General features: G+C 52.0%; 27 protein-coding genes, 1 other RNA gene and 1 other annotated feature. Of the genes, 21 read left to right on the top strand and 7 right to left on the bottom strand.

Annotated elements, in window-relative coordinates:
• Nucleotides 1-574: 574 nt before the first annotated feature.
• Nucleotides 575-1909, bottom strand: coding sequence for a C1 family peptidase (locus DXH47_RS00965; protein WP_129031218.1), 1335 nt, complete (start codon nucleotides 1907-1909; stop codon nucleotides 575-577).
• Nucleotides 1910-2174: 265 nt separating this feature from the next.
• Here DXH47_RS00965 and DXH47_RS00960 point away from each other — a divergent pair, with 265 nt between their 5' ends.
• Nucleotides 2175-3080 carry a hypothetical protein gene (locus tag DXH47_RS00960; protein WP_225423465.1) on the top strand — a complete coding sequence of 302 codons (906 nt, stop codon included), beginning with the start codon at nucleotides 2175-2177 and terminating at the stop codon, nucleotides 3078-3080.
• Nucleotides 3081-3140: 60 nt separating this feature from the next.
• Here DXH47_RS00960 and rpiA read toward each other — a convergent pair whose 3' ends face one another.
• Together rpiA and DXH47_RS00950 are read right to left on the bottom strand one after the other, a co-directional pair.
• On the bottom strand, nucleotides 3141-3827 hold the full coding sequence (gene rpiA, locus DXH47_RS00955) for a ribose-5-phosphate isomerase RpiA (protein ID WP_129031217.1): 687 nt from the start codon (nucleotides 3825-3827) through the stop codon (nucleotides 3141-3143).
• A gap of 7 nt (nucleotides 3828-3834) precedes the next feature.
• Entirely contained in the window at nucleotides 3835-4173 is a 339-nt protein-coding gene (locus DXH47_RS00950; RefSeq protein ID WP_129031216.1) for an acetyltransferase, read from the bottom strand.
• Nucleotides 4174-4338: 165 nt separating this feature from the next.
• Here DXH47_RS00950 and DXH47_RS00945 point away from each other — a divergent pair, with 165 nt between their 5' ends.
• From DXH47_RS00945 to mprF, 17 genes are all read left to right on the top strand, one after another.
• The gene (locus tag DXH47_RS00945) at nucleotides 4339-4878 is read left to right on the top strand and encodes a dCTP deaminase/dUTPase family protein (RefSeq protein WP_129031215.1); all 540 of its coding nucleotides are present in this window, start codon (nucleotides 4339-4341) and stop codon (nucleotides 4876-4878) included.
• A 62-nt stretch (nucleotides 4879-4940) separates the two neighbouring features.
• On the top strand, nucleotides 4941-6314 hold the full coding sequence (gene radA, locus DXH47_RS00940; RefSeq protein WP_129031214.1) for a DNA repair protein RadA: 1374 nt from the start codon (nucleotides 4941-4943) through the stop codon (nucleotides 6312-6314).
• A 28-nt stretch (nucleotides 6315-6342) separates the two neighbouring features.
• Nucleotides 6343-7500: a PIN/TRAM domain-containing protein gene (locus DXH47_RS00935; protein WP_129031213.1), complete on the top strand. Its 1158-nt coding sequence runs from the start codon at nucleotides 6343-6345 to the stop codon at nucleotides 7498-7500.
• Nucleotides 7501-7651: 151 nt separating this feature from the next.
• Nucleotides 7652-9142: a glutamate--tRNA ligase gene (gene gltX / locus DXH47_RS00930; RefSeq protein ID WP_129031212.1), complete on the top strand. Its 1491-nt coding sequence runs from the start codon at nucleotides 7652-7654 to the stop codon at nucleotides 9140-9142.
• Nucleotides 9143-9346: 204 nt separating this feature from the next.
• Nucleotides 9347-10762 (top strand): cysteine--tRNA ligase, encoded by a 1416-nt coding sequence (gene cysS, locus DXH47_RS00925; RefSeq protein WP_129031211.1) that lies wholly within the window; start codon nucleotides 9347-9349, stop codon nucleotides 10760-10762.
• On the top strand, nucleotides 10759-11166 hold the full coding sequence (locus DXH47_RS00920) for a Mini-ribonuclease 3 (RefSeq protein ID WP_129031210.1): 408 nt from the start codon (nucleotides 10759-10761) through the stop codon (nucleotides 11164-11166). Before cysS ends, DXH47_RS00920 begins: the two co-directional genes overlap by 4 nt.
• Nucleotides 11166-11918: a 23S rRNA (guanosine(2251)-2'-O)-methyltransferase RlmB gene (gene rlmB / locus DXH47_RS00915; RefSeq protein WP_129031209.1), complete on the top strand. Its 753-nt coding sequence runs from the start codon at nucleotides 11166-11168 to the stop codon at nucleotides 11916-11918. The genes DXH47_RS00920 and rlmB overlap by 1 nt, the downstream gene beginning before the upstream one ends.
• Before the next feature lie 24 nt (nucleotides 11919-11942).
• A complete protein-coding gene (locus tag DXH47_RS00910; protein WP_129031208.1) occupies nucleotides 11943-12509 on the top strand; it encodes an NYN domain-containing protein in 567 nt (188 codons plus the stop codon).
• A 72-nt stretch (nucleotides 12510-12581) separates the two neighbouring features.
• Nucleotides 12582-13145, top strand: a complete 564-nt coding sequence (locus tag DXH47_RS00905) for a sigma-70 family RNA polymerase sigma factor (RefSeq protein WP_129031207.1) — start codon at nucleotides 12582-12584, stop codon at nucleotides 13143-13145.
• Nucleotides 13146-13220: 75 nt separating this feature from the next.
• A complete protein-coding gene (gene rpmG, locus DXH47_RS00900) occupies nucleotides 13221-13370 on the top strand; it encodes a 50S ribosomal protein L33 (protein WP_129031206.1) in 150 nt (49 codons plus the stop codon).
• Nucleotides 13371-13402: 32 nt separating this feature from the next.
• The gene (gene secE / locus DXH47_RS00895) at nucleotides 13403-13579 is read left to right on the top strand and encodes a preprotein translocase subunit SecE (RefSeq protein ID WP_129031205.1); all 177 of its coding nucleotides are present in this window, start codon (nucleotides 13403-13405) and stop codon (nucleotides 13577-13579) included.
• A 113-nt stretch (nucleotides 13580-13692) separates the two neighbouring features.
• On the top strand, nucleotides 13693-14244 hold the full coding sequence (gene nusG / locus DXH47_RS00890; RefSeq protein WP_129031204.1) for a transcription termination/antitermination protein NusG: 552 nt from the start codon (nucleotides 13693-13695) through the stop codon (nucleotides 14242-14244).
• A gap of 169 nt (nucleotides 14245-14413) precedes the next feature.
• Nucleotides 14414-14839 carry a 50S ribosomal protein L11 gene (gene rplK / locus DXH47_RS00885; RefSeq protein ID WP_129031203.1) on the top strand — a complete coding sequence of 142 codons (426 nt, stop codon included), beginning with the start codon at nucleotides 14414-14416 and terminating at the stop codon, nucleotides 14837-14839.
• 98 nt (nucleotides 14840-14937) lie between these two features.
• The gene (gene rplA / locus DXH47_RS00880) at nucleotides 14938-15639 is read left to right on the top strand and encodes a 50S ribosomal protein L1 (protein WP_129031202.1); all 702 of its coding nucleotides are present in this window, start codon (nucleotides 14938-14940) and stop codon (nucleotides 15637-15639) included.
• Between the two features lie 71 nt (nucleotides 15640-15710).
• Nucleotides 15711-15839 (top strand) — a sequence feature (ribosomal protein L10 leader region).
• Nucleotides 15840-15863: 24 nt separating this feature from the next.
• Nucleotides 15864-16370: a 50S ribosomal protein L10 gene (gene rplJ / locus DXH47_RS00875; protein ID WP_129031201.1), complete on the top strand. Its 507-nt coding sequence runs from the start codon at nucleotides 15864-15866 to the stop codon at nucleotides 16368-16370.
• Nucleotides 16371-16400: 30 nt separating this feature from the next.
• Complete coding sequence (gene rplL / locus DXH47_RS00870) at nucleotides 16401-16793, top strand: 50S ribosomal protein L7/L12 (RefSeq protein ID WP_404819997.1); 393 nt, start codon at nucleotides 16401-16403, stop codon at nucleotides 16791-16793.
• Between the two features lie 433 nt (nucleotides 16794-17226).
• Nucleotides 17227-19842 carry a bifunctional lysylphosphatidylglycerol flippase/synthetase MprF gene (gene mprF / locus DXH47_RS00865; RefSeq protein ID WP_404819996.1) on the top strand — a complete coding sequence of 872 codons (2616 nt, stop codon included), beginning with the start codon at nucleotides 17227-17229 and terminating at the stop codon, nucleotides 19840-19842.
• 66 nt (nucleotides 19843-19908) lie between these two features.
• Here mprF and DXH47_RS00860 read toward each other — a convergent pair whose 3' ends face one another.
• The 4 genes from DXH47_RS00860 to nrdH all read right to left on the bottom strand — a co-directional run bounded on the left by DXH47_RS00860 (nucleotide 19909) and on the right by nrdH (nucleotide 24178).
• On the bottom strand, nucleotides 19909-20487 hold the full coding sequence (locus tag DXH47_RS00860) for an LOG family protein (protein WP_129031199.1): 579 nt from the start codon (nucleotides 20485-20487) through the stop codon (nucleotides 19909-19911).
• Between the two features lie 165 nt (nucleotides 20488-20652).
• Nucleotides 20653-21654 carry a class 1b ribonucleoside-diphosphate reductase subunit beta gene (gene nrdF, locus DXH47_RS00855; protein ID WP_129031225.1) on the bottom strand — a complete coding sequence of 334 codons (1002 nt, stop codon included), beginning with the start codon at nucleotides 21652-21654 and terminating at the stop codon, nucleotides 20653-20655.
• A gap of 33 nt (nucleotides 21655-21687) precedes the next feature.
• Nucleotides 21688-23853 carry a class 1b ribonucleoside-diphosphate reductase subunit alpha gene (nrdE, locus tag DXH47_RS00850; RefSeq protein WP_129031198.1) on the bottom strand — a complete coding sequence of 722 codons (2166 nt, stop codon included), beginning with the start codon at nucleotides 23851-23853 and terminating at the stop codon, nucleotides 21688-21690.
• Nucleotides 23854-23950: 97 nt separating this feature from the next.
• Nucleotides 23951-24178, bottom strand: a complete 228-nt coding sequence (gene nrdH / locus DXH47_RS00845) for a glutaredoxin-like protein NrdH (protein ID WP_129031197.1) — start codon at nucleotides 24176-24178, stop codon at nucleotides 23951-23953.
• A gap of 201 nt (nucleotides 24179-24379) precedes the next feature.
• Here nrdH and DXH47_RS00840 point away from each other — a divergent pair, with 201 nt between their 5' ends.
• From DXH47_RS00840 to ffs, 3 genes are all read left to right on the top strand, one after another.
• Nucleotides 24380-24994 (top strand): class I SAM-dependent methyltransferase, encoded by a 615-nt coding sequence (locus DXH47_RS00840; protein ID WP_129031196.1) that lies wholly within the window; start codon nucleotides 24380-24382, stop codon nucleotides 24992-24994.
• Between the two features lie 17 nt (nucleotides 24995-25011).
• Nucleotides 25012-25542: a tRNA adenosine(34) deaminase TadA gene (gene tadA, locus DXH47_RS00835; protein WP_129031195.1), complete on the top strand. Its 531-nt coding sequence runs from the start codon at nucleotides 25012-25014 to the stop codon at nucleotides 25540-25542.
• A 42-nt stretch (nucleotides 25543-25584) separates the two neighbouring features.
• Nucleotides 25585-25671, top strand: an RNA gene (gene ffs / locus DXH47_RS00830) — signal recognition particle sRNA small type.
• Nucleotides 25672-25711: the final 40 nt, after the last annotated feature.

Raw genomic sequence — 25711 nt, 5'->3', positions numbered from 1 at the left:
ATAACCTCTTTCATTGTTTGTGTAGGAACATCAATGATAACAGAGATTTGTCTTGGTGTTTTTTATTTTATCAATTAGCTAAAAGTATTTGGCTAACTTGATTATAAAACGCGCGAAATTGAAATAAATGGAGAAGCATGTGTTGAGACTAAAAATTAGGTGTGAGCTGGGGCCCAAGAGGCAACCGGATCACACCTATTTTTTAATCTAAAATGGACTTGATAAGTCATGGTGTTGGGGGGATAAATCTTAGGTATTACTTGGTGATTTACGGTATACTGAAATTACGAGTTAACTAAAAACGGCCTAAAGCGATTTTGAGAATGCCGGTCTGATGGGATTTCTTTAGGGTGTTCACCACGTATGTGGGGGTGATTCTAGTTCATCACATCGAATTGCGCCCCGGCCAATGTGTTCCCCACGTATGTAGGGGTGATTCCTACCCGGTTGATTTCTTTGGTGTTCTTGTGATGTGGTCCCCATATATGTGGGTCAATTGGATACGAAAAGACAGTCGTCTGAAAATTCAGGCGGCTGTCTTTTTAATTTAGATTTTAATCGGAAATACGTTACGTTAAGCTAACGCACCCATTGGGTCCCAAGGGGCCAAGACCGTTGGTTCCTCGGTTTCTTGGACCTTCCGTAAGTCGTCGGGCAAGAATTCTTTGTTCACAACGACTTGGTAGCAGTACTTGTCCATCCAAGCATCACTCATGACGAAGTAACCCTTAGTACCGACCTTGTCGCCCCAAGAATTTTCAACCTTCCACTTAGTCGGTTGACCATCGACTAAGTCCACACCAGTTAAGACCATAGCGTGGGTCATCAGGCTTTCACCGTAGTCCAGGTTTTCTGCCTTGGACATGGAGAAATCGATGTTGAAGAGGTCGTCTTGGTGGTAGTAGTTCGGATCCATGATGCCCTTTTGCCGGTCGGACGCTTGACCCACGTCACAACCGAACCAAACGGATTGACCCGCTTGAAGTTGCTTGATGGCGAAGGTCTTGAAGTCCTTCATGGACACGTTCAAGTGCTTAACGGCGCGGCCGCCCACCACGTTACCTAATAATTCAACGGTGTAGGTGTGGTTGTAGGGCTTGTCGGCCGTTGGGGCGTTGATGATGGATACGTAATCAGATAAGTCCCAGCCAACGTATTTGTCGAAGAAGGACTTGGGCGTCAAGCCCTTGTCGATGTGGTAGTCCTTGTTATCGTCACGGTATTCGAAGTCGAACTTGGTGACGGGTTCACCCAAGGCTAGGGCCAATAACCGGTAGTCTTCGGTCAACATCTTGTCCTTAGCGGCAGCGATGTCGGCGTCACTGGCACTGTCGGCCACTAACTTCCGTAACGTCACGGCGTCCTTCCGCAGCTTTAAGTTCAACGTCTTGTTGAGTTCGTTGGACTTGGAGCTGTTGTAGGTTTCGGGCATGACCGACTTCGGCACGATGCCGTACTTTTCGATGATGGCACACAGCATGTCCCATTGACCACCGTCTTGTTGCGGCGTTGCCATCAAGAAGGCAACTTTCCGGCTAGACGTGGGTTGGTCAGCCGTAGCTAAGACGTTTTCGTAAAAGTAATTGGCCTTTTCGAACTTGTCCCAGAAGTTCGTGTAGTTTTGGGAAAGCTCGAAATCGTGGAGCTTAAAGAGGTCCGCTAAGTGGTGCCGCATGGTGTTCAATGCGGCAAACATCCAGCAACGGCCACTTTGCTTTTGGTTGGCAACCTTGCCCGTGTCTAATTCAATGGAAAAGACCGGACTCATGTCGGCATCTGAGGCGTAGTCGGCCGCAGTGGCTAAAATCCCTTGGTGGCTGACGGCGCGTTCGATGACCTTAGCCGTTGGATCAGCCGTGAGGGCCTTTTGGTATTGGGCGGTTTGTGCCGCCGTGATTTCTTTACTCAAATTCGTCACTCTCCTAACTATTCTCTCATTGTACGCCAATTCTCTCATTTTTTGAATGGGGCAGCGCGGATTATCGCCGGTGTTTCGGTGGTCGGGCCACGCTCTGAGGTGCTAACGGGGAATGATAGACTGCGGAGAAAGTAAACTAAAATTGGAAACGATTTCATATATAAAATTTAGTTTGAAACAACAATTAACGCCAATGATATGTTACAATCGCTCTCTGTTTGCGCAAAAAATTTACAAGGGAAAGGAATTGGTCACATTGTTCAGCGCTATCGAAGTTCGTCATTATCTCATTGGATTCGGCTATGTCCTCCTGATGGTCGCCATCGCCACTTATCTGAATAACTCTGAGGTAATTCTCCCAGAAGTCGGTGCGCTGACCGCCGGGACCTGGATCTACCAAAATCCTGACTGGATTCACCAGCCGTTCAAGGTCTTCTGGGCTCCGTCGGGAACCGCTTTGATTGGTTTTCTAGCTAACCAGTTGGCCTGGCCGTACGCGGCGAAGGTCTTGTTGGGGTTGCTAGGGATGTTGATCTGGTTGCGGTTGGTCCATTCCACCTTAGCACCGTCGTTTGCCACGGGGCTCTTACCATTGATCGTTAACGCCACGCACTGGTCCTTCATGGTCGCCATTTGTCTCTTGACCGGGGGTCTAATGCTGGGGACCTATCTGCAACGCCAATACCCGCACACCCAACCGGTACGGGCCACCACGACGGGGCAGATGGGACTGTTCGCCTTATTGGTTGCCATCTGGATTGGTGGCGTTTGGGTCGCCGGGGTGCCGCAAATGGCCGCCGTGCCACCGGTTTTGGTCGTTTTCTATGAAACGCTCCAAAAGCCAACTTACGACTTCCACCTCGCCATCCGCCAGTTCATTGCGTTGGTCGGGGCGGCAAGTCTGGGCGTCGGGATTCACCTGGTCGTGGCCTCGTGGTTCTTGACCACCTTGATTGCCCAACCACTGGTCTTCATTTTACTCGGCCTCTTGCGGCTCAAGTTACCCGCCGCGTACGCCTTCCCGTTACTGGCCTTGGTCTTACCGGCCAGCATGTTCCACCTCTTACCGTTGACGGCCTTTCTGGCGGCAGCGTTCTTCTTGGGGGCGGTGTTCCTCTTGAAACGCAATCGGTCAGCAGTTACGGTTACCGAAAACAATTAAAACACTTACTAAAAAAGGTCCGGATTTTTTCCGGACCTTTTCCTATCGTTTCTTTGATGATTAGTCGCGAGCGTTCAAGACTTCGGGGCCATCTTGCCGGCCCACGATGACAGTGTTGACCGTATCGAGGAACAAGCCGTGTTCCACCACGCCCACGATGCCGTTTAAGGTGTTGGCCAATTCGTGTGGGTGGTCGATGCGTCCCAAGTGCAAGTCGATGATGTAGTTCTTAGAGTCAGTCAAAACGTGACTGCCATCGGCGTTGAACCGAAAGGCCGGGTGTAAATCCATCTTCTCCAGCTTCTCTAACACGTGGGTCGAGCCAAATGGAATAACTTCCAGTGGTAGGGGAAACTTTCCTAAGTGATGGACCAGCTTGCTTTCGTCGACGATCCACATGTTCTTACGGGAGTTGATGGCGACGATTTTTTCCCAGAGATGAGCGGCTCCGCCACCCTTGATGCCTTGGAAATTGTCGTCGATTTCATCGGCGCCATCAATGGTGAGGTCGAGGTGGTCGACGTCATCGAGTTGTTTGATGGTGATGCCTAGGTCGGCGGCTTGTTTGGCGGAACGGTCGGAGGTGGCAATCCCCACGATGTTCAGGCCTTCCTGTTTGACCCGTTCACCTAACGCATCGATCATGTATTTGACCGTCGAGCCGGTCCCAATCCCTAAAATCATCCCGTCTTCGACGTACTTGACGGCGGCTTGACCCACGAGGGCCTTTAATGCGTTTTGATCCATAATAAAATTACTCCTCTTCTGTAGGGTGCTGAGTTAAAGCAACTGGTTGAACGGCCGCGGGTCCCGTTACGGGTAACTGGTGAGCGGCCAATAAGTCCGGTGCCGGGTGCTGACTGAAGTAGCGCTTGGCGTACGGGTCGAGCACTTTGACGGTGACCTGTGCGGTGGTGGCCAACTGGCTGAACCGTTCAATCAGCTCTTGAGCCAAGTCGACAGGCTGTTGGGGCCGCACGAAGAGTTGCTCGAGGACCCATTGTTGCGAGTTAAGCACGAGGTAGTGCAGACTCGCAACGGGGAAATCGGCAACGACGGCGGTCAATTGGCCGGGTGTTTCACGAATTGTCATGGGCCGGCTCCTTTCGTGACCATTTTCTACCTCTGATTTTGGTCTATCCGCCACGGGTTGTCAACACATTTCAGCTGAGAAGCTTTTTGACTGGTAATCTGGCGGCGAGTTGCTTATTCTAGTAACAGAGTCTTGATTAAGTAAAGTTGATAAAGGAGTGCCGACATGCAACGAGGATTTGAAATTGTTAACCGCTATGCCAACCAGGGATTGAACTTACCTTACCGGACTACCCAACGGTCTGCGGGGTATGATTTTGAGTGTGCTGAGGACTTCGTGCTTCCGTCGATTTGGCGTCACGATGTCTTACACGCTTTCAAGCGTCTGCGGCAACGGCAACCGCTGACGACGGAAGAACTGGCGGCGGGCAACCGGGTGATGAAACCCTACTTGGTGCCGACTGGGATCAAGGCGTACATGCAACCGGACGAGGTCTTACTATTGGCTAACCGGTCCAGTAACCCGCTGAAGCACGGGTTGATTTTACCCAACGGGGTCGGGGTCATCGACGCTGACTACTATAATAATGAAAAAAACGAAGGCGAAATCTTTGTACAGTTGGTCAACGTCAGCCTGCACGACGTGACCATCAAAAAGGGGCAACGCATCGCGCAAGGCATTTTCATGCCGTTTCGGTTGGCCGATGCTGAACAAGCACCGCAACAGCAACGGACTGGGGGTTTTGGGTCGTCGGATCAGCAGTAACGGACTAGTGGGTCCCACCTGGCCGATATGCTAGAATAAACTTAGAGAATAGGGGGATGGCCGTGGCCAAAGTTAAAACTAAATTTGTTTGTCAAAATTGTGATTACAGCTCGCCCCGTTATTTGGGCCGCTGCCCCAACTGTGGGGAATGGAACACCATGATCGAAGAAACAGTAACGCCGGAAGTCAAGCCACAATCTACTCGGGTCACGGTGAGCGGGCAGCACACCCACCCACAACTGATGAGTGAAATCAAGCACACGACTGAGACCCGGGTAAAGACCCAGATGGGGGAACTCAACCGGGTACTCGGTGGCGGCATCGTGCCAGGTTCGTTGATCCTGATTGGTGGCGACCCCGGCATCGGGAAATCCACCTTACTCCTGCAAGTGTCCGGGCAACTGAGCGCTACGGGCGGCAAGGTTCTCTACGTTTCCGGCGAAGAAAGTGCCAGTCAAATCAAGATGCGGGCCGACCGTTTGGTGGTCAACGCCGAGCATTTGTACTTATATCCGGAAACGGACATGGCCAGCATCCGGGCGAACATCGAAGAGATGCAACCGGACTACGTGGTCATCGACTCCGTGCAGACCATGCAGGCGCCGGGTATTGATTCGGCGATTGGGTCCGTCTCCCAGATTCGCGCGGTGACTGGTGAATTGATGCAGATTGCCAAGACCAACGGCATTACCATCTTCGTCGTGGGGCACGTGACCAAGGGCGGTGCCATCGCCGGGCCGAAAATCTTGGAACATATGGTGGATACGGTCCTGTACTTTGAAGGGGACCTGCACCACACCTACCGCATCTTACGGGCCGTGAAGAACCGGTTCGGGTCGACCAATGAACTGGGCATCTTTGAAATGAAGGAGGGTGGCCTCTACGAAGTCGCCAACCCGTCGGAAATCTTCTTGGAAGAACGGTTGAAAGATGCGACCGGGTCGGCCATCGTGGTCTCCATGGAGGGGACCCGCCCGATTCTAGTGGAAGTTCAAGCGTTGATCACGCCATCGGTCTTCGGTAACGCCCAACGAACGGCTAGTGGTTTGGACCGTAACCGGGTCTCACTATTGATGGCGGTGCTCGAAAAGCGGGCCAATCTGATGCTCCAAAACCAAGACGCCTTTCTGAAGGCCGCCGGGGGCGTCAAGCTCGACGAACCGGCCATCGATTTGGCGATTGCGTTGAGTATCGCGTCTAGTTATCGGGACACGGCGACGGCACCGACGGATTGTTTCGTAGGTGAAGTCGGGTTGACCGGTGAGATTCGCCGGGTCAGCCGCATCGAGCAGCGAGTCGCCGAGGCCAAGAAGTTAGGGTTCCAACGTATCTTTGTGCCGAAGAACAACCTGCAGGGGTGGACGCCCCCGGCAGGCATCGACGTGATTGGTGTGTCCACGCTTCATCAAGCGTTGAAGTTAGCATTGGGCGTATAAGCCAATTGCAATGAAAGGAGGTGAGTTTATGCAGAATCGGAAGCGAACGGTAGTTTTGATCCTCTTTACCATTATTGGGGCGGTGCTAGGGGCAGCGTATTTACCCCGGATGTGGCAGGCTTTTGGCGTGACGAGCCTGTTCGTTGATAATATTCTGGTCAATATTTTGCTTGGTGCTATTATTTTCCTCATTCTGGGAGCGTTTTTTGCCGGCAGTTTAGTCCAGGGCGTGAATCGCCTGGAAGCGTATTTGAACCGGCAAGATCCCATGACCTTAATTTTCGGAAGTTTATTAACGATTGTCGGCTTAGCGCTGGCGTTATTGATCTCGCAGTTCTTGTTTCGGGTGCCGTCGTTTTTCATCAGCACGGTCATTCCGTGGATCTTGATGCTTCTGTTGGGGTATCTTGGCTTTCGCTTGGGGACTCGGCTCAGTAAGATTCGGGTTGAAGAATGGCGCAAGTTATTCCAACCACAAACTAAGAAGAGCAACGATGAGACCAACGACAAGGTCTTAGACAAACCAGCTGAACCCAATTTTCACCATTATAAAATTTTGGATACCAACATCTTAATCGACGGCCGCATTTATGACTTGGCCAAGACGGGTTTCTTGGAAGGAACGCTGTTGGTGCCGAACTTCGTATTGTACGAGTTACAATACATCGCCGATTCTAGCGACTCGGTCAAACGGGTCCGTGGTCGGCGAGGATTGGATATCTTGAACAAGTTACAAAATGAACACGTAATGCCTATCGAGATGTATGATGGGGACTTCGAGGACATCCCCGAAGTCGACAGCAAGCTGATTGCACTGGCCAAGAAAGATGGCGGTGTCATCGTGACTAACGATTACAACTTGAACAAGGTCATCCAGTTCCAAAACGTGCAGGTCTTAAACATCAATTCCTTAGCCAACGCCTTGAAACCGCGGGTCATCCCGGGAGAGAACCTCCACGTGATGGTGGTCAAGAACGGGACCGAACGGCAGCAAGGGGTCGCCTACCTCGACGACGGCACCATGGTCGTGGTCGAAGATGGGAAGTACTTCATCAATAAGCAATTGGACGTCGTGGTCACCAGTGCCATTCAGACGGATGCGGGGCGGATGATTTTCGCCAAACCGGTCCACTCCGAACGGGGCATTGAGGATCACAAGCCATCTGGCAAGCGACGCAATAAGTAACGAGGTGTCCGCCGACCGGGAAAGGGGCTTTGACAACAAAACGCCACTACCCCTTTATTTTTGGTGATGAGCATTGTACACTTAAAGCACTGTGGATACGTCGGGGTGACCCGACACCAACTAAAAAAAACGAGAAAGAGGCGCAACCAATTTGGCTAAAAATGCAATTCGGGTTCGTTATGCACCGAGCCCCACTGGACATCTGCACATCGGTAACGCGCGGACGGCAATTTTCAATTATCTGTTTGCCCGCCACAACAAGGGTAAGTTTATTATTCGGATCGAAGACACGGATACTAAGCGCAACATCGCGGACGGTGAACGGAGCCAGTTGGACAACTTAAAGTGGCTCGGTTTGGACTGGGATGAAGGTCCCGACGTCGGTGGCGACTATGGTCCTTACCGGCAATCCGAACGGCGCGACATCTACACGCCCCTCATCCAACAACTGTTAGATGAAGGCAAGGCTTACGAATCTTACCGGACGGAAGAGGAACTTCAAGCCGACCGGGAAGCCCAAAAGGCCCGCAACGAAATGCCCCATTACGAATACGAATATGCGGGGATGTCCGATGAGGAACGCCAAGCGGCTATCGACGCGGCCAAAGCCAAGGGCTTGAAGCCGGTCATTCGTTTCCGGGTCCCGAAGGATAAGGTCTACGCGTGGGACGACATGGTCAAGGACAAGGTGTCCTTCAACTCCGATACCATCGGCGGCGACTTCGTCATCGCCAAGCGTGATGGGATGCCAACCTACAACTTTGCCGTCGTTGTGGATGACCACAAAATGGCCATCACCCACGTTTTCCGGGGTGATGACCACGTGGCCAACACGCCGAAGCAATTGATGATCTATGAAGCCTTTGGTTGGGAAGCCCCGAAGTTCGGGCATATGAGTTTGATCATCAGCAAGGATACCGGGAAGAAGTTATCCAAGCGGGACGAGTCCGTCCTTCAATTCATTGAACAATACCGGGACTTGGGCTACCTGCCAGAAGCCATGTTCAACTTCATCCTGTTGTTGGGCTGGTCACCGGTCGGCGAAGACGAAATCTTTACGCGCAAGCAGTTCATCAAGATGTACGACGAAAACCGCTTGAGCAAGTCCCCGGCCACCTTTGACAGCGATAAGCTGGAATGGTTGAACAACCGGTACGTGAAGGAAGCCGATTCTAGCGTTGTGGCCGACCTAGCCATGAAGCAATTGATCAAGGCGGGCAACTTGCCAGCTAACCCGGACACGGCCACTATCGAATGGGCCCGGCAACTGATCAACTTGTACAAACGGCAAATGAGCTACATGGCGCAAATCAACGACATGGCTTCCGTCTTCTTCCAGGAACCAGACAAGGTTGAAGGGGACGCTTTAGCTGAAATCAGTAACGAAACCGCCCCGGTTGTTTTGAAGGCGTTCGCCGCTGAGATTAAGAAGCTCGACCTCTTTGATTCTGTGGAAATCTTCCACGTCATCAAGAAGGTCCAGGCCCAAACTGGCATCAAGGGTCGCCAACTTTGGATGCCGATTCGGATTGCGGTGACCCACGAAATGCACGGACCAGAATTGCCAGAATCCATCGAATTGGTGGGTCGCAAGACGGCCTTAGCTCACATCCAAGAAACCTTGGACCAATTGGGTGCTTAACTTAAACAACAAACACACGTGACGACTAGCACTACGAGGCTAGTCATCATCAGGCGGTTAAGGATCACGCCGCCATGAGGGTCTGGGGGTTACCCCCTGGGCCCTTTTGTTTGTGCTCTGACGTAACGTCAGTCTCTGAGTTGAGCCCGGAATATGCTACAATGGACCTAACTAGTGTAAAGTGACGTGAAGGGAGCCTCGGGAATGCTCAAAGTTTTTAATACCATGACGCGACAAAAAGAACCATTTGAACCCATCACCCCGGGCGTCGTGAATATGTACGTCTGTGGACCAACCGTCTATAACTATATTCATATTGGCAACGCACGCAGCGTGATTGCGTTCGACACGATCCGGCGGTATTTTGAATACCGCGGGTATCAGGTCAAGTACGTCTCTAATTTTACTGACGTGGACGATAAAATGATCAATGAAGCCCGTAAGGAAGGCATCACAGTGCCCGAATTAGGGGACAAGTTTATCCAGGCCTTTAAGGAAGACACGGCGGCGTTGAACGTTGAGCCGGCCACGGCCAATCCCCGGGCGACCGATTATATCCAAGAGATTATCGAGTTCGTGCAAAAGTTAGTCCAGAAGGGTTACGCGTACCCGGCCGACGGCGATGTTTATTACCGGGCCCGCAAGTTTGCCGATTACGGTAAGTTGGCTCACCAAAACATCGACGAGTTAGAGGCGGGGGCCTCGCAGCACACCGCCGACGAGGAGACCGACCGTAAGGAAGACCCCGTGGATTTTGCCTTATGGAAGGGCGCTAAACCGGGCGAAATTTCCTGGCCGTCGCCTTGGGGGGCCGGACGTCCCGGCTGGCACATCGAGTGCTCCGTGATGTCGACGGACCTGTTAGGGGAGACTTTCGACATCCACGGGGGCGGTGAAGACCTGATCTTCCCGCACCACCAAAACGAACTGGCCCAAAGTGAAGCTGAGACCGGCAAGCCATTTGTCCATTACTGGCTCCATAACGGGTTTGTGACCGTGGGTGACGAGAATCAGAAGATGAGTAAGTCACTGGGCAACTTCGTGACGGTCCATGACCTATTGAAGACCGTGGACGCACGGGGCTTACGGTTCTTCATGGCCACGACCCAGTACCGGCGGCCGATTCAATACACCCAGCAGAACTTAGATACCGCCTCGCGGAACTTGGAACGGTTACAAACGGCCTACGACAACATGGGCTATCGGTTGCAAGACGCCGAAGCGGGGCACGACCCGAAGATCGAACAAGAAGTACGCCAAATCACGGCCGACTACACCGACGCCATGGACGACGACTTCAACGTTCAAAACGGGGTCGCCGAGGTCTACGAATTGGCCCGGTTGGGCAACGTGTACGCCGAACGCCCCGTGGTCTTTAAGGACACGTTGACGTTTATGCGTCAAACGTTGTTCAATCTGCTCAGCGTCTTTGGCGTTGAGTTAACGGCAGCGGCGACCTTAGACGACGACCGTATCGAAGCATTAATTCAAGAACGGGTTCAAGCCCGTAAGAACCGGGACTTCCAGCGTAGCGACGAAATTCGTGAACAACTGAAGGCCCAGGGGATCATCCTCGAGGATACACCCCAAGGCACCCGGTGGAAGAAAGGAAATTCATGACAACCAATACAGCTTATCAACAACTCAACGGCGTGGCTTTAGCCTACATGGGTGACGCGGCCTACGAAGTCATCATTCGCCGACATTTGATTGAAGAGGGCTTAGCTAAGCCCAACCACCTGCAAAAAACGGCGACCCATTATGTGTCGGCCAAGGCCCAAGCGGCGTTGATCTCACTGATGGAGACCGACGACTTGTTGACCGCCGACGAGTGGACCGTCTTCAAACGCGGCCGTAACGCCAAGAGTTACACCCACGCCAAGAACACTGACGTGGTGACTTACCGGATCTCGACCGGTTTTGAAGCCTTGATGGGCTATTTAGCCTTGAGTGGCCAACAAGATCGCGTCGATGAACTTAGTAACTGGTGCATTCAACAAGTGGAAGCGGGGCGGACGGAATAATGGCAGACGAACAAACTGATTTTGTGATTGGCCGCCACCCGGCCGTGGCCGCTTTACGCAGTCAACAAACCATCAATAAAGTCTTTTTACAAAGTGGCCTCAAGTCGGAAGCCATTGATGAGATTCGGCAATTGGCGCAACGCCGGCACCTAGTGATTTCGGAGGTCCCTAAGCAAAAGTTGGACCAGTTGACTGACCACCAGAACCACCAGGGGGTCGCTTTAGGCGTGGCGGCGTTTGACTATGCCACCATCGACGACCTCTACGCTAACGCGGTCAAGCATAACGAAGACCCGTTTTTCTTGATTTTGGATAACATCGAAGACCCGCATAACCTGGGGTCGATTTTGCGAACGGCCGATGCTAGTAGCGTCCACGGAATCATTATTCCCAAGCGCCGGGCCGTGGGCTTGACCTCGACGGTGGCCAAGACCTCGACCGGGGCCATCGAAACGGTGCCGGTTGCCCGGGTCACTAACCTAGTGAACACGGTCAATGATTTGAAACAGCGCGGCATGTGGATCTTCGGGACCGACATGGCCGGGACCGATTACCGTGACTGGAACGCCAAGGGCGCCGTGGGGCTCATCATTGGTAACGAAGGCAAGGGCATCTCGCGATTGCTCAAGGAAACGGTGGACCAGACGTTGACCATTCCGATGGTGGGAACGGTTCAAAGCTTGAACGCCAGCGTGGCGGCGGGACTCTTGATGTATCAAGGCTATAGTTCTCGTCATCCGCTCCAACACTAAGCCGACAGGAGAAGGGTGAGGGACATGAAACAGGACATTTTAATTGTCGATGCGTACAACATGATCGGCAACTGGCCCGAACTCGGCCGACTGAAGCAGCAAGAACGGTTACCGGAAGCCCGCGACCAGTTACTCAACATGCTGGCGAACTACCACAAGCTCCGGGAATCCATCATTTACGTGGTGTTTGATGCGATGTACGTACCGGGGATCTCCAAGACCTACCGGCAGTACGACCTGCACGTGACCTGGACCAACCGTGACGAGACGGCGGATAGCTACATTGAAAAGTTAGCCAAGAAGTTGCAGACGCGCTTCACTCAGGTGACGGTGGCCACTAGTGACCAGGCCGAACAGTGGACCATCTTCTCCGAAGGGGCCCTGCGGATTCCAGCGGGGGAACTCCTCCGCGATATCGAACGGGCGCAAAATGAGGTCAAGCAGACCGCTCGGGAGTACGCCGACAAGGGCCTGGTCCGCAAATCGCCCTGGAACGACCAACAATTATATAAACTTGAAAAATTGCGCGATCGACTGTCGGGTTCCCCGGCGGCGAAACATGCCAAGCTGAAACGACCGCGGAAGAAATAAACGTGCGTTCGCTTCGGCAACAAAAGCCCACCCGGTAGACTGAAGAAAGTTTACTAGGGGAGGCTTTTTTCAATGGAAGGGTTAGATGATCTGCAGTTGATTGAGTTGATCAAACGAAACGACGATTCACAGGCAATTCAAATTCTTTTTACCCGTTATCGCCCGGTGTTGGCCCGGTTACAGCGACAGTTTTATCTGCCGGGCCACGATGCCGACGACTGGGAACAAGAAGCCCGCCTGGTCTTGTACGCCGGGGCGCACCGCTTCAACACCCAGCGGTCAAGAAGCTTTGGGGCTTTTTACCGGCTGTCACTGACGCACCGAGTGTATGATTTGATTCGCCAGAGTCAGGCGCAAAAGCGGCGGGCGCGGACGATTTCGGTGGAAGCCCAGGGTAGCTTTTTTGCGGATACCCTGGTGGATCACCGGGTGACCGTCCGTGAGGGCCTCGAACTCCAAGAGGCGGTCGGCCAACTGTTACCCCGGTTATCGCCGGTCGAACGCACGGTCTTTTGCGCCTTGCTCAAGCAGGCAACCCCGGAAGCCATCAGTGTGCAAACGGGATGGCCTAAAGAACGGGTGGTGGCGGCGCTGCACCGCTGTCGACGAAAGCTGCGGCAATTACTTGCGGAATGATTGACGCTGGTAAAAAACGATGGTAAGCTATTGCAGTATTCGTTATACTAGAAGATAAGTGAAGGTGGTGGCAGGATGTCTCAGCGAAAGATCGCTTTGGCCTGTTCAGTTTGCGGGTCCCGAAATTACACCATCGCAGCAAGCGCGACCCGGACGCAACGGTTAGAAGTTAATAAGTTTTGTAAACACTGTGGGAAATACACGCTTCATCGTGAAACGCGGTAAGCCCCATAGATATTGGTTAGGGAGGCAACACCATGCGGTTAATCCGATTTTTTAAGGCGGTCGGTCAAGAAATGAAACAAGTTTCCTGGCCCGGCGTTAAGCAGACCCGGCATGACACGGGAACGGTCGTGGGCATTTCAATTATGTTCGCCATCTTCTTTGCGGTCGTTGACTGGGTCGTCCAGTTTGGACTCAAGTTCGTTTCCTAAACGGGAAGGTCTTGGTGGCCAAACACGGAAAAATATGCTATATTGAATCTAACGGGAACTTCGTGTAGTGCGAAGTTTTTTTATTTTGGCTAAAAAAAGGAGTGCACCAAATAATGGTTGAATCAGAAGAAAAGCAATGGTACGTGCTGCATACCTACGCCGGTTACGAAAACAAGGTCAAAGCGAACTTGGAATCCCGGTCTGAATCCATGGGGATGCAGGACAACATCTTCCGGGTCGTGGTCCCGGAAGAAGAGGAACACGAGGTCAAGAACGGTAAGGATAAGGTCACGATGGAAAAGACTTTCCCGGGCTACGTGCTCATCGAAATGGTCATGAGTGACCAATCTTGGTATATCGTCCGGAACACGCCGGGTGTGACTGGATTCTTGGGTTCTCACGGGCAAGGGAGTAAGCCAACGCCATTGCTGCCCGATGAAGTGGAACGCATCATGCAGACTATTGGCATGTCCGCTCGCCACGCGCACTTAGACGTGGCCATCGGGGACTCTGTGACCATTGTGGACGGGGCCTTCAGTAACATGGTCGGCAAGGTCACCGAAGTCGACAACGAAAAGATGAAGTTGAAGGTCAACATCGACATGTTCGGTCGGGAAACCAGCACCGAACTCAACTTCGACCAAGTCGATCCCATCTTGGCTTAAGCGCCTAACTAAACGACGATTGACTCCCGGTAAAAAAGCCCTTGTGGCGCCGGGTGATGTGTGGTAAACTCTTCAGGTATGCGTACCGGTTACGCATCTGTTAAACGTGGGAGGAACCTAAAATGATCGGTTCCAGTTACCACACACGGACTTAAGGAGGTATTGTCTCGTGGCTAAAAAAGTAGCTAACGTAGTTAAATTGCAGATTCCTGCAGGCAAAGCAACCCCAGCTCCCCCAGTTGGACCAGCACTGGGTCAAGCAGGGATCAACATCATGGGCTTCACGAAGGAATTCAACGCTCGTACCGCTGACCAAGCTGGTATGATCATTCCCGTTGTGATCAGCGTCTATGAAGATCGTTCCTTTGATTTCATCACTAAGACTCCCCCAGCAGCTGTGCTGTTGAAGAAGGCTGCTAGTGTTGAAAAGGGTTCTGGCGAACCTAACACGAACAAGGTTGCTACGGTAACCAAGGATCAAGTTAAGGAAATCGCTGAGACTAAAATGCAAGATCTAAACGCAGCTGACGTTGAAGCAGCTATGCGCATGATTGAAGGTACTGCCCGGAGCATGGGCTTCACGGTCGAAGGTTAAGCTCAGTTTTCGGATAGTCGGACACTTCACGAAAATGAAAGGTGTCAAGTGGGAGGTTTATCCGTTACAACCACATTTGCAAGGAGGAATACACAAACATGGCTCAAAAACGAGGTAAAAAGTATCAAGACGCTGCTAAGCAAGTGGAAGCCGGTAAGGTTTACGCGCTTAACGACGCCGTTGATTTAGTAAAGAAGATTGATTTCGCTAAGTTTGATGCAACCGTTGAAGTTGCCTTCAAGCTGAACGTCGACACCAAGCAAGCCGACCAACAATTACGTGGCGCTTTAGTTCTGCCTAACGGAACTGGTAAAGAAACCACGGTTATCGTGTTTGCTAAGGGTGACCAAGCTAAGGCTGCGCAAGCTGCCGGTGCTGACGTCGTCGGCGAACAGGACTTAGTTGAACGCATCCAAGACGGCTGGTTGGACTTTGACGTTGCCATCGCAACGCCAGACATGATGGCCCAAGTTGGTCGTTTAGGTCGGGTCTTAGGACCTAAGGGCTTAATGCCTAACCCTAAGACGGGGACGGTTACCATGAACGTCACCAAGGCGGTTTCCGACGCTAAGAACGGTCAAGTGACCTACCGGACTGACCGGGACGGTAACGTGGCGGTTCCTGCCGGAAAGATTTCCTTTGACGCTGACAAGTTAGTTGGCAACTTAAAGGCAATCGCTGAAACGGTTGTTCGTGCGCGTCCAGCTTCTGTGCGGGGCACTTACGTCCAACACGTTTCTATCGCGTCAACGTTCGGCCCAAGTGTCGACGTTGATTTATCCAGCTTCTTAGCTGAATAAGCTAAACACAACGATAAAAGAATCCCCCAACATGTGTTGACACACGCGGTCACATATTGTATGCTATTGAAGTTATAAAAATAGATCTACCGAAGACTCAGGCGGTCGACTGACCTTAATTTTGCCTGCCGAGGAAGAAGTTTAATTTTGAACTTTTAACTCTCTATGTCTTGGTGGCATGGGGATTTTTTTATCCCACCAATCTACTCTGGGAGGTGAACAATTTGAGTGAACAAGCTATTGCTGTTAAAGCAAAGAAGGTTGATGACGTCGCTGAATTATTCAGTAACGCCACCAGCGCAATCATCGTGGACTACCGTGGTTTAACGGTGGCCCAAGTAACTGACTTACGGAAGCAATTACGGGACGCTGGCGTTCAAATGAGCGTCATCAAGAACAAGATCTTGACCCGGGCTGCTGACAAGGCTGGTTACGGCGACTTGAACGACATTTTTGCTGGACCAACGGCCGTTGCCTTCTCTAACGAGGATCCAATTGCCCCAGCTAAGATTTTGAAGAACTTCTCTGATAGTGCTGATGCCTTGGAAATCAAGGGTGGCTTCATCGAAGGTAAGATTATGTCCCTCGACGAAATCAACGTTTACGCTACCTTGCCTAGTCGTGAAGACCTGCTCTCCATGCTGGCTAACGTTCTTCAGGCACCTATCCGTAACGTGGCTTACGCTGTTAAGGCCGTTGCTGACAAGGGCGATGACGGTGAAGCCGCATAGGTTTAATCCGTTTCCTGTAACACAAAAAATATAAACTCAATTTTGGAGGAAAATAACATGGCTTTTGATAAAGATGCTATCATTGCTTCTCTTAAAGAAGCATCCATTACCGACCTTAACGACCTTGTTAAGGGTATCGAAGACGAATTTGGCGTTTCCGCTGCTGCACCAGTTGCCGCAGCCGGCGCTGCTGGTGGCGACGCTGCTGCCAAGGACTCATTCGATGTTGAATTGACTGAATCCGGTGACGCTAAGGTTAAGGCTATTAAGGCCGTTCGTGAAATCACGGGTCTTGGCTTGAAGGACGCTAAGGGTCTTGTTGACAACGTACCATCCGTCATCAAGGAAGGTCTTTCTGAAGACGAAGCTAACGACGTCAAGGAAAAGCTTGAAGCCGCTGGCGGTGTGGTTACGCTTAAGTAGTCACTATCCAACGATCATTAAAACGGGTGCAACCCAATGGTTATTAAACCGGGGTTGCGCCCGTTTTTTTGTGGTTGAAATTTTCACTGGTTTTCTCTATTTTTCATCAAAATACGGTACAAATGCGGTACAGCCATTAACCGGTACCCCCACTTTGAATATTTTTGTATAAATGACTATTATTTCCCTAATTTAAATGTGGCAAAAATAAAATGTGAAGTTTAACAGATAAGCTTTAGACTAATGACCGATGCAAAAATAACTACAATTCGCTTAAACTCTGCTTGGGGACCGCGACGAGGAAGCGACCTTTGGTATACTGGGTAAAGATTGGGTTCAATTTAAGTGACACAACCAACTTCATGGTTTAGGGGACAAAGCGTTGGCGTTTTGACGCGGAGTTTAGATAATGAAGGGGGAGATTATTTTGGGGGTGGCAAACGTGTGGCAACGACTTCAACGGTGGGTGCAAAAGCGATTGACCTTAATCAAGGGGATTTTCCTGCTTTCCGTTTTACTGCTGGTGATCCGGGAACTCGGGCGGATCGGCCACGAAATCAGCGGGGAACAACTCCGCGTGGCGTTGGGCAATCTGGATTTCAGTACCTGCCTCTTGCTGGCGGTGGTGGGCTTCATTGCCGTCTTACCAATGTTGATTTATGACTTTACGATCGTGGAATTTTTACCCGGCAAGTTTTCGCTGGGCTACATCATCCGCAGTGGTTGGGTGACTAATACCTTCACCAATCTTGCGGGAATGGGCGGTTTGTTAGGGGCCAGCTTACGGGCCAACTTCTATTCGGCTGCCGCCACGAAGAAGCAGGTGCTCTACGCGATTTCGAAAATTGCGTTGTTCCTGTTGGCGGGACTATCGCTGGCCTGTTGGGTGGCCTTAGCCATGATCTTTGGCTGGCACATCGGGACGCCTTATCAGGGCTACTGGTTTTGGTTATTAGGCGGGGGCCTGTACTTCCCGGTGCTTTTTGCTTTTACCCGCTTGACCGATAACGAGTTCTTTCGGGATTTGACCTGGGCGCGAGAATTGCGGTTGATTGTTGGGTCTAGCCTGGAGTGGGGGAGCTGTGCGCTCTTCTTCTTATTGATTGGCTGGACGTTACGCTTCCCGCTGGACTTTGCGGCGGTCTTTCCAATGTTCGTGGTCGCCTCGGTCGCCGGGGTCATCTCGATGATTCCTGGGGGCTTGGGGTCGTTTGACGTTTTCATGATCTTTGGCCTGGGCCTGTTGGGCGTCAGCCGCGCCGATGCGGTCGGCTGGTTGTTACTGTACCGGCTGTTCTATTACTTATTACCGTTCTGTGTGGGAGTCGGATTGTTCGTTCACGACGCTGGCCACCGGTTGAACCGGTTTTTTTCCGGCTTACCGGTCACGTTGTTACGGCGGGGGGCCCACTGGTTCGTGGTGACCTTCATGTACTTTTCGGGCGTTATGATGCTGCTGTACGCGACTATTCCGGACGTGGTCTTGGCTAACCGGCTGTACATGCAGCTGATCCCGTTTATGTTTTATTTCTTGAGTCAGGTGACCAACCTGATTATGGCCTTTCTGCTGATTGGCCTCGCCCGCGGCGTGCGCGCCAAGGTGGCCCGGGCGTTTTGGCCGACGTTGATCGTTTTGGTCTTGGCGATTGGCAACACTCTGTGGCGGGAGAATTTTCCGGGGGGCTTAGCGCTATTATTGGGCGCGGTTTTGGTCTGCCTGTTATTGGCTAAACCGGAACTTTCCCGGCAAAGTTTTCACTATTCCTGGGGTGGGCTATTGACCGATGGCAGTATCTATGCGGTGACCTTCGTGCTGTACGCTATTTTAGGGCTGGTGGCGCGCAGTCCGCACCGAGGGCCGCTAGTCTTACAGGCCTGGTTGCCCACGTCCACACAGGTCTGGTTAAACGGCTTAGGGGGCCTCTTGATTGCCCTGATCATCCTGCTGGCGATTCGTCACTACTTATCGGCGACGCAAGCGGCCTGGTTGACCACGCCCTTCGATGCCCAGCGAGTACGCCATTTGATTCTAAAATACGGCGGCAACGAGGTCAGTCACTTGGCGTTTTTGCGGGATAAGACCACCTTCTTTTATCAAGAAGACGGCGAGGACCAACTCTTGTTCCTATTCCGGCAAAAGGCTGATAAACTCTTGATCATGGGGGAACCGATTGGGAACCAGGAAAAACTGTTACCGGCCTTACAAACGTTGATGCGGACCGCCGATGCGGCTGGGTTACGCCCCGTCTTTTACGAAATCAGCGAGGACCTGACCCTGCGGCTGCACGAAATGGGCTTCGACTTCATCAAAGTCGGGGAAGAGGGCCACGTGGATTTGCCGAGCTTTAGCTTAACAGGCAAGCCCCGGCGCGGGGAACGGGCCTTGGTCAACAAGTTCAAGCGTGAGGGCTACCAGTTCGAGTTGCTCCAGCCGCCGTTCAGTGTCGCACAGTACCAGGAATTACAGGCGATTTCGGATTCCTGGCTGGGCGACGAGACCGAGAAGAGTTTTTCGATGGGCTTTTTCGATCGGGATTACCTGGGAGAAGCGCCGATTGCGGTGATGACCGATTTCCATGGCAAGATGGTAGCTTTTGCCAATCTGATGCCGACCGGCGACCATCAAGTGATTTCGATTGATTTGATGCGTAGTAGTCACGATGCGCCGTCCGGGAGCATGGACGGGCTGTTCGTTTACCTGTTCTTGACCTGTCGGGACCAAGGCTACACTAGCTTCAACCTGGGGATGGCGCCACTAGCCAACGTCGGCGTCTCCGAGTTTAGCTTCGTCGAGGAACGCTTAGCCCACTTGATCTACGAGTACGGGTCGACCTTCTACAGTTTCCAGGGGTTACGGGCCTACAAGGACAAGTACGTGACTACCTGGCAACCCAAATATTTGGCGTACCGGCGGCGAGAGTCCTTGGTCTTTACCATGTTGCAGTTGATGCAGGTCATCAACCGACCGGGAGTCGCGGCCAAGGCGCGCTTCTTGCCACAGTGGCTGAACCGTTGGCTGGTCGACGAAGTGAATTGGCAGAACCGATAACGCCTTAAATTTAACGAAAATAGCGGCGTCGCGAGAGGATGACCTCTGGCGGCGCCGCTATTTAGCTTAATTCGTGTATTTATAAGGTAATTGGTGATGAAAGTGGTCGAACCCCGTAAAGATGTCGTCGATACTGGTGGCATCAATGAACAAGTCGAGGTTTTCCTGCGGTGCGAAGCCCTGGTCACAACAGGTCTTCATCATGGCGACCAGATTGTCATAGTAGTGGTTGATGTTGAAGAGGGCGATGGGCTTTTGGTGGACGTTGAGTTGGCTCCACGACAGCATGGTGGTGAACTCTTCAAAGGTCCCAAAACCGCCAGGCAACACGATAAAGGCGTCGGACTGCCGCAGCATCTCGTCCTTACGTTCATCCATAGTGGCCGTTTCAATCAGTTGTGTTAAGCCGTCTTTAGCCAGATTCATTTCACTCAAAAAGGTGGGGATGATGCCGATGACTTGACCGCCAGCGGCTAGGGTGGCATCGGCGATAGTTCCCATCAGGCCTTCCTTGCCCCCACCATAGACCACGGGGTGGTGATGAGCGGCGAGCGACTCGCCCAAAGCGATAGTTTGGCGTTTGAAAGCCGGGTCGAGTCCGTGGTTGGACCCGCAAAAGACGCAGACATTTTTAATGGTTGGCATAGTGAGACCCCCGTTACGTTGGAATGCCTTTATTATACTGCAGGTCAGTGGTCAACGGGGAGCAAAATCAAGTCGGGGTGGGGGTTAAGTTTGGTGACTAGACCTAAACGAGCCCCGCAAGACGGTAGCGTCTCACGAGGCTCGTTTAGATTGATAGATTGAATTTTAGTGGTCGTGGTTTGGGTCCTTCGGGTCGGCCGGTTCGCCGATGTGGTAATCACTATCGTTCATGGCTTCCACATTTCCTAAGAGGTAACCGTTCCCGACTTGCGAGAAGAAGTCGTGGTTCGCGGTCGACGTCGAAATCCCATTCATGACGATGGGGTTGACGTCTTCGGCCGTGTCGGGGAAGAGTGGATCTTGCCCCAGGTTCATCAAGGCCTTGTTGGCATTGTAGCGGATGAAGGTCAACACTTCGTCGGTCCAGCCAACTTGGTCGTACATCAGGTGGGTGTATTTTTCTTCGTTAGCGTAGAGCTTGTACAGAAAGTCGTACATCCAATCCTTCATGTCCTGTTGTTGGTTATCGCTCAATTCCTTCATGCCCAACTGGAACTTGTAGCCGATATAGGTGCCGTGCACGGATTCGTCCCGTAAAATCAACTTGATGATTTCGGCCACGTTGGCCAGTTTGTTATGCCCTAAGTAGTACAGCGGGGTAAAGAACCCAGAGTAGAACAGGAAGGTTTCCAAGAAGACACTGGAGATCTTTTTCTTCAGTGGGTGTTCATCGTCGTGGTAGAGCGTGTAAATGCGCTTGGTCTTGTTTTGGAGGAACTCTTCAGAGTCACTCCACTTGAAGATCTCGTCGATTTCTTCGGGCGTGTTCAACGTCGAGAAAATGGTCGAATAACTCTTGGCGTGGACCGATTCCATGAATTGGATGTTGTTGAGCACCGCGGTTTCGTGGGGTGTCCACACGTCGTGACGTAACGCGGCCATTCCGTCTTGGGATTGGAGGGTATCCAGTAAGGTCAACCCGCCGAAGACGTGACCCACGACCCATTGGTGGTCGGTGTCTAGGGTCCGCCAGTCGTCCAAGTCGTTGGATACGGGGATCCGGGTATCTAGCCAAAATTGTTCGGTCAGTTTTTCCCAGGTCGCCTTGTCGATCTCGTCAGAGACGGCGTCCCAGTTGATTGCTTCGTAATTTCCGTCTTGATTCATTGCTGTCATGGTTTGTGCACTCCTTTACGGTCTCTAGATAACGCAACTTTCACATTGGTTGGCGCCGACTTCGTTATTGTCGTCGGTAAACGTCCGCACGTAGTAGATGGACTTGATGCCCTTACGATAAGCGTAATTGCGCAGGATACTGAGGTCTCGTGTGGTCATCTTGTCGGTACGGCCGTTCTTCCATTCGTAGAGACCGCTGGGGATGGTGGAGCGCATGAACAACGTCAAACTCATACCTTGGTCCACGTGCTTTTGGGCCGCCGCGTACACGTCGATGACCCGACGCATGTCGGTGTCGTAAGCCGACTTGTAGTACGGCATAGTGTCGTTGTCGAGGTATGGGGCCGGGTAGTAGATCTTCCCAATCTTCTTTTCCTGCCGTTCCTCGATTCGGTTGATGATTGGGTGCAAGCTGGCCGTGGTGTCATTGATGTAAGAAATCGAGCCGTTCGGGGCCACTGCCATCCGGTTTTGGTGGTAGAGGCCGTCTTTCATGACGTCAGCCTTTAATTGAGCCCAGTCGTCGGGAGACGGTAGCCAAATGCCCTCAAAGAGGTCCTGGACCTTCTTGTTCGTAGGGCGCCAGTCATGACCCGTGTAACGGTCGAAGTAGGAGCCGTCGGCGTACTTGCTGGCTTCAAAGTTGTGGAAGGTCTCGTGACGTTCGCGGGCGATTTGGTTCGATGCCTTTAACGTCCAGTAGTTCAAGAGCATGAAGTACACGCTGGTGAAAGCGATACTGTCCTTAGACCCGTACATCATGTGGTTCTTAGCGAAGTAGCTGTGTAAGCCCATGGCACCTAAGCCGATGGTGTGGGCCAAGTGGTTACCGTGTTGGATGGATGGCACCACGTCGATATCGGAGTGGTCCGTGACGTAGGTCAAGGCGCGGACCATGGTGTCGACCGAGTGACCGAAATCTGGCGATGCCATCAAATTAACGATGTTGGTCGACCCCAGGTTGCAGGAGATATCCGTCCCCAACTTTTGGTAGTTTTGTTGGTTATCGTAGGTGGTCGGGGTTTGGACCTGCATGATTTCGGAGCACAAATTACTCATCACGATGCGACCGTCGATGGGGTTTTCCCGGTTAGCCGTGTCGATGTTGACAATGTAGGGGTAACCGGATTCTTGTTGGAGTTTACCGATTTCGGTTTCGAGTTCGCGGGCCTTGAGCTTCTTCTTGCGAATGTCCGGGTTAGCGACCATCTTGTCGTATTCCTGGGTGATGTCCACGTAAGAAAATGGCTTGCCGTAGATCCGTTCAACGTCGTAGGGGCTGAAGAGATACATATCGGCGTCTTGTTCACAGAGTTCGTAGAATTTATCAGGTACCGTGACCCCTAAGGACAGGGTCTTTAACCGAATCTTTTCGTCGGCGTTTTCCTTTTTGGCACTCAAAAAGGCGATGATGTCGGGGTGAAAGACGCTCAAGTAGACTACGCCGGACCCTTGCCGTTGGCCTAATTGGTTGGAGTACGAGAAGCTGTCTTCCAACAACTTCATGACGGGGACGACCCCGGAAGCGGCGCCATCGATGTGCTTGATTGGGTCGCCAGCCCCCCGAAGATTGGAGAGGTTGATGCCGACCCCGCCACCGATCCGCGACAGCTGCAAGGCGGAGTTGATGGTCCGACCGATGGTGTTCATGTCATCGGTCGATTGAATCAGGAAGCATGACACTAATTCGCCGCGACGAGCCCGACCCGCGTTTAAGAAGCTAGGCGTCGCCGGTTGATAGCGTTGGTGGATGATTTCGTCGGCTAAGTCATGGGCCAGTTGTTGGTCTCCGCCACCGAAGTCCAACGCGTTCATGGCCACCCGGTCGATGAAGTTTTCTAAGTAGTAGGCGTTGTCGTCGGTCTTCAACGCGTATTGGGCGTAGAACTTGTAGGCTGCCATGAAGGATTTGAAATGGAAATGTTGGGCTTGTAAGTAGCTGTAAAGGTCCTCGATGAAGCTAAACGGGTACTCGTCGATGACTTTTTTCTCGACGTAGTTGCCATCAATCAGATAATCAAAACGCTCACGCAGCGACGCGAACGTCTTGGTGTTGGGCTGGACGTTTTCCTTTAGGAAGGCCTGCAAGGCTTCTTGGTCCTTGTTCAAAGGAATCTGGCCGTTGACGGGGATATTGATTTCGTTATTTAGATCGTAATAAGTGACGTTTTGGAGGTCTTTAAGACTCATAAGCGCACGCTTCCTTTCTTACACCGAATTTAGTCAAAACAAAAGCGACGTCTTGCGAAACGACGCCGCCCGGGTGGGGTTGTCGACACGTCATCCATTAACCCGCAATCTGTTGTAGTTGATCTGGCCGGAACCCAAAAAAGGCCTTGTGACCGGGTGCTTCCACTACTGGCAGGGACTGAAAGCCCTGATCCTTTAAATAGCTCACATACTCAGGATTTTGGTTAATGTTGCGTTCTTCAAAGGCCACGTTATGTTCGGTTAGGAACCGCTTGGTCATCTTGCATTGCATACAGTTGTTTTTAGAATAAATCGTTACTTTCATGGTTGCCACATCCTCTAAAAATTTGTTTCTCAATGTGTTTAGTGTACACCAGATTAGGGAAATTTCAATCGAAAAAAGCACCATATTTAGTGGTTGAAGGATACAATAACTACTAAATATAGTGCTGAGCCGCTTAAATTTATTTTAGTTGCCACCAGTGAAATAACTACGGTAAAATAGACCTAAAAGGTGGTCGAGAGAATGACTAATCACTATTATACACAAAATCCAGATATTGTACACGAAGAACACCACTGGCCGTTCACCTTGTTAGGCAACGAATTGTTGTTTACTACGGATAACGGGGTCTTCTCCAAAAACCGAGTGGACTACGGCTCACGCGTGTTATTGACTGCGTTTCGGGCCGACCAAACACCGGCGGGGCCCTGGCTCGATCTGGGGTGCGGTTACGGCCCCATCGGCTTGGCGTTGGCTAAGCAGTACCCTAAACGTCAGGTGACCATGGCCGACGTCAACGAACTGGCCCTACAACTGGCCCAGCAAAACGCCACGGCCAACCAAATCGAGAACGTCCAAATCGTCGAATCGGACCGGTACGCGGCGCTTGGGACCACGAAATACGCGGGCATCGTCACTAATCCGCCGGTCCGGGCGGGCAAAGACGTGGTCACAGCCATGTTGACGGAAGCCGCCCAACACCTCTTACCGGGAGGCACGTTGACTGTGGTCCTGCAGAAGAAGCAGGGGGCCCCGTCGGCTAAGAAAAACATGACGGCAACGTTTGGCAATTGCCAGATTCTGAAAAAGGATAAAGGTTACTATATCTTAGAGAGTACGTTTCAGGCAGAAGTTTAGAAAGAAGTGGGTGGCAGATGCACCAGACGACCTATACCGTGGCTCAGCGCCACTACATGCAGGAGGCGCTTTTTGAAGCCGACCAAGCGGCAATCATCGACGAAGTCCCCATCGGGGCGGTCATCGTCCACGATGATCAGATTATTGGTCGGGGCCACAATTTACGCGAACACGCCAACGACGCCACGTTGCACGCCGAGGTGCTGGCTATCGAAGAGGCATGTGCCACGTTGAAGAGTTGGCGCTTAGAAGATTGCCAACTCTACGTGACCATCGAACCCTGTCTGATGTGTAGTGGGGCCATCATCAACGCCCGGATTCCCACGGTCTTCTATGGTGCTCCCGATCCCAAGGCCGGCGCCGTTGACAGCTTGTACACCACGCTGACCGATTCGCGATTGAATCACACGGTCACGGTTGCCGATGGCCTGTACGCCACCGAAGCCAGTCAACGCCTGGTGAGCTTCTTTAAAGCGGCGCGCAAACGGCGCAAAGCGGCCAAAAAGGCGCAACGACAGGCTCAAACGACCACACCAGAAAGTCACTAGACAGGTTGCACTAATCGTGATACACTAGGACTTGCCGTTAAGGCCTTGAAGCAAGGGTGGACTTACAAATCGTGTCAGGTCCGGAAGGAAGCAGCACTAAGTTTGCTCCGCTTTGTGCTTCAAGTTTTTGAGTAAATAACCTGAGCCCGGGATTTTCCCGAGCTCTTTT

The sequence above is a fragment of the Levilactobacillus suantsaii genome (assembly GCF_004115745.1).
GTDB lineage: Bacteria > Bacillota > Bacilli > Lactobacillales > Lactobacillaceae > Levilactobacillus > Levilactobacillus suantsaii.
This window is presented reverse-complemented; position numbering and strand designations above follow the sequence as displayed.